Source organism: Thermosynechococcus sp. NK55a, from assembly GCF_000505665.1.
In the GTDB taxonomy this organism is placed as follows: Bacteria; Cyanobacteriota; Cyanobacteriia; order Thermosynechococcales; family Thermosynechococcaceae; genus Thermosynechococcus.
Genome location: NC_023033.1, coordinates 1,407,963 through 1,423,825 on the forward strand (window position 1 = coordinate 1,407,963; position 15,863 = coordinate 1,423,825).

Below are 15,863 nucleotides of genomic sequence, written 5' to 3' on the forward strand. Positions count from 1 at the left end.
GGGTGACCAAAAAACGGGTACTTTCGGGAGTACAGCCCACAGGTAGCCTGCATTTAGGCAATTACCTCGGTGCCATTCGCAACTGGGTAGCCAGTCAAGCAGAGTATGAAAACTACTTCTGCGTGGTGGATTTACACGCGATTACAGTACCCCACGATCCGGCGGCACTCGCCGCCAATACCTACACGGTGGCTGCTCTGTATTTGGCCTGTGGTATTGATCCTGCCCACGCCACTATTTTTGTGCAATCCCACGTCAGCGCCCATGCCGAACTCACTTGGTTACTCAACTGCATTACCCCCCTCAACTGGCTAGAGGACATGATCCAATTCAAGGAAAAAGCCGTCAAGCAGGGGGAAAATGTGGCAGCAGGACTGCTGGACTACCCTGTGCTCATGGCAGCAGATATTTTGCTCTACGATGCCGATCTTGTGCCCGTGGGCGAAGATCAAAAACAGCACTTGGAGCTGACCCGCGATATTGCTGCCCGTGTGAATTACCTCTTTGCCCGCAATCAGCCGCCAATTTTGAAACTGCCGGAACCCTTGATTCCTCAGGCGGGGGCACGGGTGATGAGTCTCACCGATGGCACAAAAAAATGTCGAAGTCAGATCCATCGGAGTTGAGTCGGATTAACCTTTTGGACTCCCCTGAAGAGATTCGCAAAAAGATCAAGCGCTGCAAAACGGATCCGATTCGTGGCTTGGCATTTGACGATCCCGATCGCCCTGAAGCCAATAACCTGCTGAGCCTCTATCAAGTGCTTACGGGAAAAACTAAAGAGGCAGTGGCGGCAGAGTGTGCCGATATGGGCTGGGGACAGTTTAAGCCCCTGCTCACGGATGCGGTGATTGCTACCCTTGAACCAATTCAGCAGCGCTACAACGAGATTATGGCAGATCCAAGCTACCTGAAGGATTTGCTGAAAAAAGGCCAAGAGCAGGCAGCGAGTGTGGCAAATGCCACTTTAGAGCGGGTGAAACTTGCCTTTGGGTTTACGCTCCCATGAGAATAGGCCGAAAGCTCAGACAGGCGTGGGGGGCATTTTGGCGGCGATCGCGCCTTGTCAATGGCGAGCCCCTCAATTGGGTCAGTCTCACTGTCATTATATTGTTGGATATTTTTATCCTCATTAATGTCTTTAGTGGCCTCAGCGAAATTAGCCATTGGCCCTTGAGTCCCAGTCAAGCTCAGCCCTGCTATGAGCCGTGGCAAAGCTATCGTCAGGATAGAGGGAGCGATCGCGCGATTCGTTTTCTCAAGCAGCAGATGATCTTGGAGCCATTGCCCCAGGGCCACCTAGAGCAGCTAGAAGAGAGTGCCAAAGGGAAACTGGGAACCCTCTCATCCATTTGCTTGACCTACGCAAAATATCAGGACGCTGTCAACCATCCCCCAAATCAGGCGCGACTCAGACAACAACAGAAAAAACAGGCGCAAATCCAAACCCTCGAGGCCAGCAATGCCCGCATTCGCCAAGAGTATGGCTCAACCCTATTGGAGCAGCTTGCCGGACAACCTCCGGAGCAATCCATCAACTTGGTAGAAGCTGCCAAGGCCAAAGTCACTCTTGAAGCCAACAATCGCCAGATCGCCGCTCTCAAAAATGAGATTGCTGCCCTTGAACAGGCAATTCTCCAGGAACCCAGTAGCCAAGCATTCCTGAACTTTTTAGAAGACACCACCCAATTTGCCCAGCTTGAGAGCGAATACCGGCGCTCTCAATTTTGGTATCCCAGCCTGCAATTGCTCCTGCAGGTTCTTTTTTATTGCCACTGATTAGCATTGCCCTCTGGGTGTATCGCTTTGGCGATCGCCACCACTATGGCCTGCTTGCCCTCATGAGTTGGCACCTGTTGGTGATCTTCTCAATTCCCTTGGTGCTGAAGATCTTTGAACTGTTGCAGGTGGGAGCACTCTTTGAATGGCTGTCCAGTTGGATTCTTGCCCTCTTTGGCGGCCTGCTCTTTTTGGTCAGCTATCTTTATATTCTGCTGATTCCAGCAGTGGGGTTTGGCGTCATCAAAGTGGCACAAGCTGTTTTCCTCAATCCACAGCGACAGGCGGCAGGGCGCATTCAAAAACAACGCTGTGTGCGCTGTGGTAAACGATTGCGGGATTTGGACCAACACTGTCCCCACTGTGGTTATTTGCAGTGGATGCCCTGTCCCAGTTGTGGGCGGCCCACCTACCGCCACTTGCCCTATTGCCGCCACTGTGGTGCCTTGATCCCCCCAACAGTTAGTCCTTCCTAGAACGGTGGAGCCCGTCGGCACACTCCCGCTGTAACCCCTGCAGTGCCATATTGGGTAAGCGCTCAGCAGCAAAGGCCTCGGCTTCAATGGGAATCTCTTCAGGGTCATAGCCACTCTTGCGGTAAAATCTGCCACGATACCGGGGCTGACGTGGATGCCCACGGGCACTGGGGAATCCAAATCCCCTTTAGGCCTACACAACATGCCAACCCTCGTGACGCAGGGTTTCCAGAAAAATCCGCCAATGGGCGAGGGTGCGGGGATGCACGATCAAGGGATTTCAACTAAAACCATAGGAACCGTAGTTATCATCTTGGCGCTGACGGATATAGAACGGATATCGAGGGTGGTACCCCTATGCAAAATCCTGCGAATCAACTGATAGACTTCCACCTCAGGACTGTTTTGCAGCCAAAGACGGGCGGGGTTGTGGCACGGACAATAAATGAATAAATCAGATCAAACAGACGCTGCATATCCTCATCAGAACCATCAATGGGGATCAAGTCCCGCTGCGCCAGGGTTACAGATGGCGAAATCAAAAGGGCGATCGCCAGGGTCAATGTAGATACAGAAACCCAAAACCAGCCTCGAATTTGTTTTTTTAACACAACGATCAGCCCCCTACCCTGGGGGAATGCTGCTTCTAACCGAGCAATTTTGATAGGAGTCTAAACATGTTCTCTATCGCGATTCCCCAGCGATCCCCACCCTTTTCAGAAAGATGAGATCACAGTCAGAAAAACCGCAAAGCCGCTTCTTGAGAGCATAAAGCACCATTGGTGCCCCAGTGGTTTAGAAAAGGTGTGTATAATGAACTTAGGAAAAAGCAATCAATAACACCATTTGATAAACTTTTGTAAATTTTTATTTTGAATGTCTTGGGCGATGCTTTACCAATGATTGAGAAACTCCTTGTTTTGTCCGCTGTTGATGACTGCCCTTCAGAATCACTATCGCCCCTTGAAGTCGTCACAGAAGAGTCTGCGCAAAAATATCCTCAAAAAAAATGCTTACCCCCACCTACCAACCTATTAGTGATCGAAAACATCCCCCAATCGGGTGAAATTTTATATCCACATCTTGCAGAGATTGATTACATTCGCTATCAAGTTCACACCTGTCTGTATTCTCATTTAACCCCCGGTGTGGTTGCTCAGGCCAAACCCAATCTCCTTATCCTTATTACTCAAGGGGATCACGTTCTTAAAGCAGTGCAAACACTCCAGCAACGCTATCCACACTTGCCCCTAGTTGTGATTGATCCTAGCGATCGCCCTGATCTGGCTACCCAAGTACTGCACAGTGGCGCTCAGGATTATTTAACTATTCAGGAACTCAGTCCTCACTTGCTGGCGCGCAGTATCCGCCATGCCATTGAGCGCCATCAGGTGGAACACCAACTGCTGCGCCAAGCCCAATACGATCGCCTGCTGGTGCAGATTACTCAGCACATTCACCAAACCCTTGAACTTCCGACGATTCTGGAAACTGCTGTCAAGGATGTGCGAGAACTCCTAGGGTGCGATCGCGTGCTCATTTATCGCTTCCTCGACGATTGGCGCGGCATTATGGATGTTGAAGCCGTCGTTCCCCCTTGGTTGTCGGCCCTTGGAGATGTAGTGGGGGACTACTGCTTTACGGAACGGTATGTGGAAGCCTACAAGCGGGGTCGCATCCATGTAGTGAATAATCTAGACATCGCCCCGGTCACGCCCTGCTATCGCGATTTGCTAGCGCACTATCAGGTCAAAGCGAATCTGGTGGTACCCGTCATAGTGGAAGGGCGGCTCTGGGGGTTGCTTATCTGTCATCAATGCGCCCATCCCCGCGACTGGCAAGACAGTGAAATTGAACTGATCAAGCAAATTTCAATCCAGTTGGCGATCGCCATCCTGCAAGCGGAACTCTATCAAAAAGCTCAAAGGGAAATTCAAGAGCGCAAAGCAGTCGAAGCCCAACTCCTTTACCAAGCCCGCCATGACCGGCTCACCCATTTACCCAATCGCTGGTTCTTTGAGGAGCAGTTGCGCCTCACCCTCAACCATGCTGCAGAGTACCCCGACTTCCACTACGCCGTTCTCTGTTTGGATTTGGATCGCTTCAAGACCCTCAATGATAGTCTGGGGCACTCCATTGGGGATTTGTTTTTGCAAGCATTTGCCAGGCGACTAACTCGCCATGTCAGTCCTCAAGATGTTGTAGCCCGCCTAGGCGGCGATGAATTTGCCGTGTTGCTCAACGACATTCAGGGCATAGAACAGGCTCAAACCATTGCCGAAAGGCTGCGGGAGCGTCTCAGTCAGCCCTTTCAAATAGATCACTACACCCTCTACAGTACTGTCAGTATGGGCCTAGTGATGGGAGATGCCCACTACAGAAGTAGTGAGGAACTGCTGCGGAATGCCGACATGGCCATGTACCACGCCAAAGCCAAAGGGCACAATCGCATTGATGTCTTTCACCCCGTGATGCTGCAACAGCTGCGTGATCGGCTGCATTTAGAAGTGGAACTACGCCAAGCTATTGAGCGCGGGAACTTTGTTCTCCACTATCAGCCCATTGTTCATCTGGGCAGCCAATCCCTTAGAGGCTTTGAGGCACTCCTGCGGTGGCAAAAGGGAGATACCCTCATTTCCCCCACGGTGTTTATTCCTGTTGCTGAAGAAACTGGTCTGATTTTTGAACTCTCCCGCTGGGTGCTGCACAGCGCCTGTGAACAGTTGCAGCAGTGGCAACAGCGTTATCCTAAGCTTCAGTCTGTGGGCTTTACGATGAATATTAATCTGTCAGCCAATCATTTTTCTTTGCCTAACCTTGTGGCTGAGATTGAACAAACCCTTGAGCACCACCATTTAGCGGGTCAATTTCTGAAGATTGAAATTACTGAGAGTGCATTAATGCAGCACTTGGACTCTGCCTGCAAAATTCTCGCTGGACTCAAAGCCATGGGTGTACGTATTAACATTGATGACTTTGGTACTGGGTATTCCTCCCTGAGCTATTTGCGCAATCTTCCCCTCGATGGCATTAAAATTGATCGCTCTTTTATTTCCCAAATGGATCGCAGCCAAGCAGACTTTGAATTGGTACGCACGATTTTGGCCTTGGCTCGCAATCTCCACCTCGATTGTATTGCCGAAGGCATTGAAAATACCACCCAACTGCAACGGTTGCGATCGCTGCGCTGTCCCCTTGGCCAAGGCTATCTTTTTGCCCCGCCGCTGACTACGGAAAAGGCTGAGGTGTACCTTCAAGAGCACATCCTCTAAAGTGCTGCCAATCAAGCCCAAGGCTAAAAGTTGACAACAAATTACCTTGCCATTATTCCCGACCCCCCTTAATCAAGTGGGCAAATTACGCCCATAGAGGGACTTAATTATATTAGCTCAGGTTATAAGTTTAATAAAAAATATTCCTTCAGTTTATAGTATAGACCTATATCTTTTTGACGGGGTGTGATGATAGATTGATTGCAATCCAAATTTCGGTCTTTCGTCACCGTTAATTGGAAAACCTATCCCAACCTGTCGGTTTGGGAATCGCTTTTTTTGTCAACTATTTACTGTTCTCGATATAGGTCACACTATGTCTCAATTGTCGCGTCGTCACTTTTTAATGACTGCTACCGCTACCGCCGTGGGGGCGATCGCCCTCAAAGGATGCGCCCCAGCCCAAAATCCCCAAACACAGCAACAGGGAGGTGGAACTGCGGCAGAGGTGGAAACAGACACGATTAAACTAGGCTTTATTCCCATTGTTGAGTCTGCCCCCCTAATTATTGCTAAAGAAAAGGGCTTTTTTGCCAAGCATGGCCTCGCCAACGCTCAACTGGCCAAGCAAGCCAACTGGGCCAGTGCCCGTGACAACGTCGTCATTGGCTCCGCCGGTGGTGGCATTGATGGTGGCCAGTGGCAAATGCCCATGCCACACCTCATCAGCGAGGGCATCATTACCCTCAACAATCAGAAGGTACCTATGTACCTGCTGGCCCAACTGAATACCCAAGGCAACGGCATTGCCATTTCCGGAGCCAATCGAGGAAAAGGCATTCACCTAAAAATTGCTGACCCGAACTATATCAAGGATTTTGCCGCTAAAAACGGACGTAAATTCAAAGCCGCCTATACCTTTCCCCAAGTCAACCAAGACCTTTGGATCCGCTATTGGTTTGCCGCCAACGGCATTGACCCAGATCGCGACATTGACCTGTTAGCCGTTCCCCCCGCCGAAACCGTTGCCGGAATGCGCAACGGCACCATGGACGCCTTCAGTACCGGTGATCCTTGGCCCTTCCGCATTGTCAGCGATGATATTGGCTTCATGGCCGCTCTGACAGCCCAGATGTGGCCCTACCACCCCGAAGAGTACCTAGCCGTGCGAGCTGACTGGGTCGATAAACACCCCAAAGCCACCAAAGCCCTCCTGAAAGCGGTAATGGAAGCTCAGCAGTGGTGCGATGACAAGGCCAATCGTCCCGAATTGATTCAGATTTGCAGCCGCCGTGAATACTTCAACGTTCCCGGCAATATTCTTACACCGCCCTATGAGGGCACCTACACCATGGGGGATGGTCAACCCAATTTCAACGACTTTAACATCGGACCCCTCTACTGGCGGGATCCCAATGGCAATAGCATCTCCTACCCCTACAAGAGCCATGACCTCTGGTTCCTGACCGAAAATCTGCGCTGGGGCTTCAACGCTGATAAACTCAAGGATTTCGACAACATCAAGCAAATAATTGGTCGCGTCAACCGCAGCGATCTCTGGCAAGAGGCCGCCAAAGAGTTAGGAGTGCCGGCGGCTGAAATTCCCACCACCGAATCGCGGGGTGTTGAAACCTTCTTTGATGGCATCAAGTTTGATCCCGATAACCCCCAAGCCTATCTAGACAGCCTCAAAATCAAGGTCAAGTCCTAGTGTTTTATTGCTACTCAATCGGAGACTTCCATGGCTATTGCATCTGTGCGCCGTAATGGCAATGCCAATCCCCTCATCAAGTTTCTGCGCCGACAGGGGGCGAATTTTTACCTACCAATTATGGGTGTGATTGGGTTCCTGGTGGTTTGGCAGATTCTCTCTTCAACTAAAATTCTCTCGCTCCCTGGCCCAATTCAAGTTCTGGCTGATGAGCGCAGTCGCTATCTCATTTTTCATCCCTTTTACTACAAGAGCCCACTGGATCAGGGGTTGGCACGGCAGACCCTCATTAGTTTGACCCGAGTTGGTCAGGGCTACGGATTGGCGGCCGTAGTGGGCATTGCTGTTGGAATTTTGGTGGGTACCAGTACAGTGTTGAATAAGGCCCTTGACCCCATCTTCCAGTTTCTGCGCATGGTGGCGCCCTTGGCGTGGGTGCCAATTTCCTTAGCAGCATTGCGGCAAAATGAGCCGGCGGCCATCTTTGTTATCTTTATTACTGCAATTTGGCCGATTCTCATTAACACAGCGGTTGGCGTCCGGGAAATTCCCCAGGACTACAAAAATGTGTCGCGGGTACTGCGACTTTCCAAGAAAACCTTCTTTTTGAAAATTCTTCTGCCCTCAGCGCTGCCCTATATTTTTACTGGCCTGCGGATTGCCATTGGCTTGGCCTGGCTGGCCATTATTGCGGCGGAAATTGTGATGTCAGGCGTGGCGGGCATTGGCTTCTTTATCTGGGATGCCTATCAGCAAAACTATGTCAGCGAAATTATTGTGGCGGTGATCTATATCGGCGCAGTGGGTTTGATATTGGACCGCTTCGTGGGCTTTCTGCAAACCAAAATTGCGCCGGCCAATCGTTAGGAGGGAATTATGGGCGTCTTTGTGGCAGTGGATCAGGTGGAAAAGGTTTTTGATCTGGCCAATGGGGGGCAGTATCTCGCCCTGAAGGGGATTAACTTGCAGATTCAAAAGGGAGAATTTATCTCCCTCATTGGTCACTCCGGCTGTGGTAAATCAACGCTGCTGAATATGATTGCCGGTTTAGATTTGCCCACCTCAGGTGTGGTCACCTTGGAGGGGCGGCGGGTGGGCCAACCGGGGCCGGATCGCATGGTGGTCTTTCAAAACTACTCGCTGCTGCCGTGGCTTTCGGTACGCGAGAACATTGCCCTAGCAGTGGATGAAGTGCTTGCTCACCTGACTCCTGCTGAACGGCGGCAAATTGTCGAGTCCCATATTGACCTGGTGGGGCTGCGCCCCCATGCCCACAAGCCACCCACAATGCTCTCTGGCGGCCAGAAGCAACGGGTGGCGATCGCCCGCGCCCTTGCAATTCAGCCGAAGCTACTGCTGCTGGACGAACCCTTTGGTGCCTTGGATGCCCTCACACGGGGTAATTTGCAGGAACAATTGATGAAGATCTGCGAAGCCCAGCAGGTGACGGCGGTGATGGTGACCCACGATGTGGATGAGGCGGTGCTCCTCTCGGATCGGATTGTCATGCTCACTAATGGTCCCGGCTCCAAAATTGGCGGCATTCTTGAAGTGGATATTCCCCGTCCGCGGCAACGGATGGCCGTTGTCGAACACCCCAGTTACTACAGTCTACGCAGTGAAATCATCTATTTTCTCAACCAGCAAAAACGGGTGAAGCAGTTGCAGGCGCGTCGCAAACCGCCGATCGCCCGCCATGGCCTCGAAAAAATAAATTTGGAAATTGGCTTTGTGCCCTTGACCGCCTGTGCCCCAATCGCCATCGCCTATGAAAAGGGGTTCTTTGCCCACCATGGCCTTGAGGAAGTGTCCCTTGTGCGCGAGAGCAGTTGGCGAGGCATTGTGGATGGGATTGCCGCAGGCTACCTCGATGCCGCTCAGATGCCGGCGGGGATGCCCGTGTGGTTTACCTGCGGCGGACATGAAGAGCAGCCGCTGCCTGTGGTCAGTGCCCTCACCCTTAGCCGCAATGGCAATGGCATCACCCTGAAAAAGGAATTTGCCGAGCAGGGGATTCGTACCCTGAGTGACTTTCACCGCTACTTGCTACAAACGCGCGATCGCCCCCACCGGTTGGGAATGGTGCATCCCTCTTCAATGCACAATCTCCTATTGCGCTACTGGCTAGCAGCAGGGGGCATTCACCCCGATCACGATGTCCACCTGCAAACAATTCCACCGGCGCAAATGGTGGCGGATCTGCGCGCCGGCAGTATTGATGGCTATTGTGTAGGCGATCCTTGGAACCTCCGGGCCGCCAAAGAGGGACTGGGCTTTACCATTGCCAGTGACATGGACATTTGGGCTGGGCATCCAGGAAAAGTACTGGGGGTGCGAGAAGATTGGGCGATGACCTACCCCAATACCCACATTGCCTTGGTCAAGGCCCTACTGGATGCCTGTCGCTACTGTGCCGATCCTGCCCACAGTGAGGAGATTAAGCAAATCCTCAGCCGCAAAGCCTATGTGGCCACCAACCCTGAGTATTTGGAGCTAGGGCTAAATGAACAAGGTGGGCCAGTGCACCATCTTTTTTTGGCGACGGTGTCAATCGTCCCAGTCGCACCGAACACCTGTGGATGATGACCCAGATGGCTCGCTGGGGTACGATTCCCTTCCCCCGCAATTGGGTAGAGATTCTGGAACGGGTATGTCGCGTGAGTGTCTTTAGTACGGCCGCCCGCGAGTTGGGACTTTTGGATATTAAATATCGCAGCGGGCCTATTCAACTGTTTGATGGTACGACCTTCAATGCGGATGACCCCATTAGCTATCTTAATAGCCTCACCATCAAACATGAGGTCTATATGGCCGAGATTCCCCTGAATTTACCTGTGTCACGGGCCGCCTAAGTCCCCAATCCACCCTGATGTCAGACTCTCTGGAGTAATCGGAGTTATCCATGATTAGCAACGGCAACCCAACCATGACTACCGCTGTGGCCATAGGCTCTACGGAATCCTTTTTGCGCCTAGAACAGGTAAGCAAAGTCTATCCCACCCGTAGTGGACCTTTCACTGTGCTCACGGATATTACCCTCGATGTTCAGGCGGGGGAGTTTATCTGCGTCATTGGCCACTCTGGCTGCGGCAAAACCACCTTACTCAATATGATCTCGGGCTTTGTGCGTCCTACGACGGGGGAAGTACGCCTCAAGGGTCAGCCAATTAAGGAGCCGGGGCCCGATCGCATGGTGGTGTTTCAAAACTATGCTCTCTTGCCGTGGTTAACTGCGGCTGAGAATATTTATCTGGCAGTGGATGCTGTCTGGCCAGAAAAATCCCGTCCACAAAAGATGGCAATCGTCCGCGAACACTTGGCAATGGTGGGCTTGGCGGAAGCGGCCAATAAATATCCAACTCAATTATCAGGAGGGATGAAACAACGGGTGGCGATCGCCCGTGCCCTGGCAATTCGGCCAGAGATCCTTATTCTCGATGAACCCTTCGGTGCCCTCGATGCCATCACCAAAGAGGAATTGCAAGAAGAGTTGTTGAATATTTGGCAAGAACACCGCTGCACCGTGCTAATGATTACCCACGATGTTGACGAGGCCCTCTTTTTGGCCGATCGCATCCTAATGATGACCAATGGCCCCGCTGCCAAAATTGGTGAGATCATGACCATTCCCTTTCCACGTCCGCGCGATCGCGAGCGCATCCTTGAAGATCCCACCTACTATCAACTGCGCAACGATGCCCTTGACTTTCTCTATCGTCGTTATCATCTCGACGAAGATGCAGAGTAGCTGGTTAATCCTCTCTTTTCTACCTAACATGGCGCAAAATTGAAATTTCTGCCTTACGGCTTGGGCAACCCCTAGGCTGCCACAGGCAGAGAGGTAACGTCCAACCCCGCAGGAGATAACAACTGCCTATTACCGCCACTGTGCTTATCTGCTATCCGTTTAGGATAATGCAACTTGACCGCAATTCCCCCAGTCCCTAAGCTACGCTATAGTGGCAGTACCCTTGCGAGGTTGATGATGGCCAGCTTATTTGACCAAAACTTTTGCTATACCGATCGCGCCCGCGCCATCTTCAAAGAACTGCAACGCAATCTCCATCCTATTTATAGGGAGCTAATGGAAGAAGGGTTCTCTCCTCGAGAAATTACCGCCCTCGTCACCAGTGCTGCTGCCCAAACAGAAAATGCCGCTATTGCTGAATGGGAAGAGGCGAGGGGCAGCTCCCACAGCAGAGCAGAATCACAGACCACGGCCTAGGGGATGAGTTCTCAAGCTCGCATTTTGGAAATTGAGTCCCTGAGTGTCCACTACGGTGGCATTTGTGCTCTGCGAGAGGTGAGTCTGTCTATTGAAGCCGGGGAGTGCATTACCCTTGTGGGTGCCAATGGTGCTGGCAAAACCACCCTCCTGCGTGCCATTTCTAAACTCGTTCCCAGTGAAGGTATTATTCGCTTTGCCGGTCAATCTATTGCCGGGCGATCGCCCCATGAATTAGTCAGGTTGGGCATTGCCCATTGTCCAGAGGGGCGTCAGGTTCTAGCGCGCCAAACCGTACGGGACAATCTCCTTCTCGGTGCCTACTGCCGTCGAGATGAAGCGCAGATTGCCCAAGACCTCGAAGAGCAACTCAACCGGTTTCCCAGACTACGGGAGCGGCAACACCAACTGGCAGGAACCCTCAGTGGGGGTGAACAGCAAATGCTAGCGATCGCCCGTGCCCTAATGAGTCATCCTCGCTTACTGCTCCTTGATGAACCCAGTTTAGGCTTAGCACCCAATTTAGTGCGGGAAATTTTTGCCATTTTGGCGCAACTGCGGCAACAGGGAATGACAATCCTACTAGTGGAGCAAAATGCTCACCTTGCCCTACAATTGGGCGATCGCGGCTATGTCCTGGAGGCAGGCCAAATGACCCTTAGTGGCAAGGCCTCAGATCTGTTGAGCGATCCAAGGGTTCAGCAAGCTTACCTGGGTTAATGCTATGATCAGAGAGCTGGACGTGTGGCTCAGTGGATTAGAGCATCGGATTCCGGTTCCGAGGGTCGGGGGTTCGAATCCCTCCACGTCCGTTAATGAAGTGTCAGAATGATGACTGAACCCGCTACCCGTTCCGAATTGAGCCAAGTCTTGGATGCCATCCAAGGGATGCAAGGGAATTTGCAGGCAATGGAGGCTGCCCTCCAAGCCATAGACAAAAAGCTGGATATTCACATTGCCACTAGTAACGAGAAATTCCAAAGGCTTGAGGACAAAATTGATGCGGTCGAGGCCAAACTGGAACAACAGATTAATGCCGTCGAGGCCAAGCTTGAGCAACGTATCAACGCCGTCGAGGCCAAACTGGAACAACAGATTAATGCCGTCGAGGCCAAGCTCGAGCAACGTATCAACGCCGTCGAGGCCAAACTGGAACAACAGATTAATGCCGTCGAGGCCAAGCTCGAGCAACGTATCAACGCCGTCGAGGCCAAACTGGAACAACAGATTAATGCCGTCGAGGCCAAGTTAGGGCAGCGGATTGATACAGTAGAATCCACGTTACAGGATATTGCCAAACGACAAGCAGGCACGGATGCGCGGTTATGGGGATTCCTAGTGACCCTGTTGGTGGCTACTGTTGGATTACTGACAAAAGTGCTGTTCTTTGATTTACCTCGCCCCTAAATTCGTTACCTTAAAAACTGGACTAATTCTTCTTAGCCAGTATGTTTCTCAACCTCAAAGATATTATTTTGCTGTTGCATCCCATCTTGGCCTGCACATTTGTTTTTCCCGTGCTTGGTATCACAACGTTCTTTGCCCTGCAAACCCGGCAGCGTCGCCTCAAAGACACCACCTCAATCCCTACCACAGTCGGCAGTTTGCACGTGAAATTGGGTAATCTCCTAGCTGCTGGCGTCATTGGTATCACATTGGTGGCCTTGGCCTATTCAGTCGTGTTTGGCTTTCAGGGCTTCTTGATGCAGGCGGAGCAGAACAGGCTGCAACCGCTCTCTGTTGTCCTCGTAGCGCTGATGTTTATTGTCACCATTGCAGCAACAGTGCTCCTATATCGCGCTCAATCAAAACTATGGCGTGCTGTCTTTGCCACCCTCTCAGGAATGGGGGTGATCATCCTAGCCTTTCAGCCGGGGGTCTTTCGCCGCGATGACGAGTGGTGGGTTTCTCACTTTTACTTTGGTCTGGCGGCTGTAATGCTGATGATTTTTGCTGTGGCCATTGTGCGAGAGATTTACCAAGATCGATCGCTCCGGTGGCGGCGGATTCATATTGGCTTAAATTCCCTTGCTGTGGTTCTCTTTTTATTGCAGGGCATTACGGGGACCCGTGACCTCTTGGAAATTCCCTTGAGTTGGCAAGCACCCGTAGTCTATCAGTGCAACTTTGATCCGCGATCGCCCCAGTTCAAGACCTGTCCCTAAAAACGAGTCAGGATATACAGCAGTGTGAAGAGGATAATCCAGATCACATCCACAAAGTGCCAATAGATCTCTGCCATAGCCACTCCCGTATGCTTTTGGGCGTTGTAATGCCCGGGGCGGCGCGAGCGCCAGATCACCCCCAAAATCAGCAAAATGCCAATAAAAACATGGAGACCGTGGAAGCCCGTCATCACATAGAAACAGCTGGCAAACACATTAGTGCGCAGACCGTAGCCGAGGGTGAGATACTCATACACTTGCCCCCCAAGGAACACCGCCCCCATCGCCGCCGTGAGCCAATACCATTTGCGCATGCCGCGAACATCATCCTTTTTGATGGCAATATCGCCGTAGTGGATAACAAAGCTACTAGAGATGAGGATGAGGGTGTTGATGGTGGGCACAAGAAGTTCCACCTCGGTGCCTTCGGGTGGCCATTGCTCATTCATGCCCCGCAGCAGTAAATAGGCCGCAAAGAGGCCACCAAACATCAGGGATTCAGAAATTAGAAAGACCAGCAACCCTAAAACCCGAAAATCAGGGTGCTCATGGGTATGATCAACCCCTATGGCCGCCCCTTGAGACTCAACAGCACCTTGCATGGCTTGCTCCTAAAGTGTCCTACTCTTCCTCGTCATGATCCTCATCGGTGCTTTCCCTGCGCCGCTCAATGCCATAGTCGTAGGGACCTTTGGTAACCACGGGCAGTACTTCCCAGTTTTCAATCAGCGGCGGTGAACTGGTCGTCCACTCTAGGCTGAGACCGCCCCAAGGGTTATCGCCAGCAACTTTGCCCTTATTCCAGCTCCAAATGATGTTAATCAGGAAGGGAATTATTGAGAAGGCCAAGACAAAGGCACCTATCGTACAAATCAGGTTAATTGGCTCAAACTGGGGATCGTACATAGCAACGCGGCGGGGCATCCCCTTCAGCCCCAACTCATGCATAGGCAAAAAGGTTAAGTTCGTGCCAATGAACGTCAGCACAAAGTGGAGAATCCCTAGGCGTTCATCGAGAAGCCGTCCGGTCATTTTGGGGAACCAGTGGTAAATGCCTGCATAGAGACCAAACACAGAACCGCCAAAAAGCACATAGTGGAAGTGTGCCACCACATAGTAGGTATCATGGACGTGAATATCCACGGGGGCAGTCCCCAAGGTGACACCGCTAAGACCCCCCAAGACAAACATTGACAGTAGGCCAATGGCAAAGAGCATAGCACTGTTGAGGCGAATTTTACCGCCCCAGAGGGTGGCCACCCAGCTGAAGATTTTCACCCCCGTCGGCACCGCCACAATTAGGGTTGAAATCGTAAAGAACATCCGCATCCAAGGGGGTGTACCGCTGGTGAACATGTGGTGCACCCAGACAAACAGACCCACACAGCAGATGGCCAAACTGGAGTAGGCGATCGCCTGATAGCCAAAGATGGGCTTACGGGCATGCACGGGAATCACCTCGGACATGATGCCAAAGATCGGCAAAATCATCAGGTAGACCGCTGGGTGAGAGTAAAACCAGAAAAGGTGCTGGTAAATAATGACATTGCCCCCGGCATCTGGCTTGTAAAACGAGGTACCAAAGTTAATATCAAACAGCAGCAAAATCAGCCCCGCGGCCAGCACAGGGGTTGAGACTAGAGCCAGCAGAGAGGTCGCTAGCATTGCCCAGCAAAAGAGGGGCATCTGATTCCAGCGCATACTGGGCACTTTCATCTTCCAGATAGTGACAATGAAATTCACCGACCCCAGAATCGAGGAGGTGCCCACAAGGACGATCGCCAGAATCCACATACTCTGGGCAGTGGTGGCTGTGATCGTACTCAAGGGCGGATAGGAGGTCCAGCCCGCTTGGGCACCCCCAAACAGGAAACTGGCTAAAAGTAAGGCCCCCGCCGGTGGGTTCAGCCAAAAGGCCAGCGCATTCAAACGGGGAAAGGCCATATCCCGTGCCCCGATCATCAAGGGCACCAAGTAGTTGCCAAAGCCGCCAATCGCTGCCGGCACCACCCACAGGAAAATCATGATCGTGCCGTGGTTGGTGAGAAAGGCGTTGTAAAGATTGGGATCGAGGAAGTCGGAATCTGCCGTAGCCAGCTCCGTGCGCATGGCCACCGCCATCAGACCGCCAATCAGGTAAAAGATAAAGGCAGTAACCAAGTATTGAATACCAATCACCTTGTGATCAACGTTAAAGGTGAAGTAGTCATACCACTTCCATGCCTTAGGATGCTCAGGGAGGGACAAGGGGGTATCTAGGGGCAGTTGTGCTTGCGCCATAACGCTCTCAAGAAT

13 protein-coding genes, 1 tRNA gene and 2 pseudogenes are annotated in these 15,863 nt (G+C 51.8%); 13 read left to right on the forward strand and 3 right to left on the reverse strand.

Annotation, left to right across the window (positions count from 1 at the left end; all coding sequences use genetic code 11):
• Positions 1-2 precede the first annotated feature (2 nt).
• From trpS to NK55_RS14030, 3 genes and pseudogenes are all read left to right on the forward strand, one after another.
• Positions 3-1,009: pseudogene (gene trpS, locus NK55_RS06785) on the forward strand (tryptophan--tRNA ligase).
• Positions 1,006-1,779 (forward strand): hypothetical protein, encoded by a 774-nt coding sequence (locus NK55_RS14025; protein WP_255325220.1) that lies wholly within the window; start codon positions 1,006-1,008, stop codon positions 1,777-1,779. The pseudogene trpS and the gene NK55_RS14025 overlap by 4 nt, the downstream one beginning before the upstream one ends.
• Positions 1,770-2,255, forward strand: coding sequence for a zinc ribbon domain-containing protein (locus NK55_RS14030; RefSeq protein WP_255325221.1), 486 nt, complete (start codon positions 1,770-1,772; stop codon positions 2,253-2,255). The genes NK55_RS14025 and NK55_RS14030 overlap by 10 nt, the downstream gene beginning before the upstream one ends.
• 374 nt (positions 2,256-2,629) lie before the next feature.
• On the opposite strand, the gene NK55_RS13495 is transcribed toward NK55_RS14030, so the two are convergent.
• Positions 2,630-2,866, reverse strand: a complete 237-nt coding sequence (locus tag NK55_RS13495; RefSeq protein ID WP_041429120.1) for a hypothetical protein — start codon at positions 2,864-2,866, stop codon at positions 2,630-2,632.
• A 426-nt stretch (positions 2,867-3,292) separates the two neighbouring features.
• Here NK55_RS13495 and NK55_RS12425 point away from each other — a divergent pair, with 426 nt between their 5' ends.
• The 10 genes and pseudogenes from NK55_RS12425 (at position 3,293) to NK55_RS06850 (ending at position 13,568) form a co-directional block, all read left to right on the forward strand.
• On the forward strand, positions 3,293-5,527 hold the full coding sequence (locus NK55_RS12425) for a bifunctional diguanylate cyclase/phosphodiesterase (RefSeq protein WP_162147174.1): 2,235 nt from the start codon (positions 3,293-3,295) through the stop codon (positions 5,525-5,527).
• A 316-nt stretch (positions 5,528-5,843) separates the two neighbouring features.
• Positions 5,844-7,178, forward strand: coding sequence for a CmpA/NrtA family ABC transporter substrate-binding protein (locus tag NK55_RS06810; protein ID WP_024125027.1), 1,335 nt, complete (start codon positions 5,844-5,846; stop codon positions 7,176-7,178).
• A gap of 30 nt (positions 7,179-7,208) precedes the next feature.
• Positions 7,209-8,045, forward strand: a complete 837-nt coding sequence (gene ntrB, locus NK55_RS06815) for a nitrate ABC transporter permease (protein WP_024125028.1) — start codon at positions 7,209-7,211, stop codon at positions 8,043-8,045.
• A 9-nt stretch (positions 8,046-8,054) separates the two neighbouring features.
• Positions 8,055-10,030, forward strand: a pseudogene (locus NK55_RS06820) (nitrate ABC transporter ATP-binding protein).
• Positions 10,031-10,104: 74 nt separating this feature from the next.
• Positions 10,105-10,926: a nitrate ABC transporter ATP-binding protein gene (locus NK55_RS06825; protein ID WP_051372890.1), complete on the forward strand. Its 822-nt coding sequence runs from the start codon at positions 10,105-10,107 to the stop codon at positions 10,924-10,926.
• 174 nt (positions 10,927-11,100) lie between these two features.
• A complete protein-coding gene (locus NK55_RS06830) occupies positions 11,101-11,403 on the forward strand; it encodes a hypothetical protein (RefSeq protein WP_225871742.1) in 303 nt (100 codons plus the stop codon).
• Positions 11,404-11,406: 3 nt separating this feature from the next.
• Positions 11,407-12,123 carry an ABC transporter ATP-binding protein gene (locus tag NK55_RS06835; RefSeq protein WP_024125031.1) on the forward strand — a complete coding sequence of 239 codons (717 nt, stop codon included), beginning with the start codon at positions 11,407-11,409 and terminating at the stop codon, positions 12,121-12,123.
• 18 nt (positions 12,124-12,141) lie between these two features.
• A tRNA-Arg gene (locus tag NK55_RS06840) sits at positions 12,142-12,215 on the forward strand.
• Positions 12,216-12,231: 16 nt separating this feature from the next.
• Entirely contained in the window at positions 12,232-12,810 is a 579-nt protein-coding gene (locus tag NK55_RS06845) for a hypothetical protein (protein ID WP_051372812.1), read from the forward strand.
• 41 nt (positions 12,811-12,851) lie between these two features.
• On the forward strand, positions 12,852-13,568 hold the full coding sequence (locus NK55_RS06850) for a DUF4079 domain-containing protein (RefSeq protein ID WP_024125033.1): 717 nt from the start codon (positions 12,852-12,854) through the stop codon (positions 13,566-13,568).
• Here the strand turns inward: NK55_RS06850 and NK55_RS06855 are convergent.
• Positions 13,565-14,170 (reverse strand): heme-copper oxidase subunit III, encoded by a 606-nt coding sequence (locus tag NK55_RS06855; RefSeq protein ID WP_024125034.1) that lies wholly within the window; start codon positions 14,168-14,170, stop codon positions 13,565-13,567. The two genes, NK55_RS06850 and NK55_RS06855, sit on opposite strands and share 4 nt — an antisense overlap.
• Before the next feature lie 19 nt (positions 14,171-14,189).
• Positions 14,190-15,848, reverse strand: coding sequence for a cytochrome c oxidase subunit I (gene ctaD, locus NK55_RS06860; RefSeq protein ID WP_024125035.1), 1,659 nt, complete (start codon positions 15,846-15,848; stop codon positions 14,190-14,192).
• Positions 15,849-15,863: the final 15 nt, after the last annotated feature.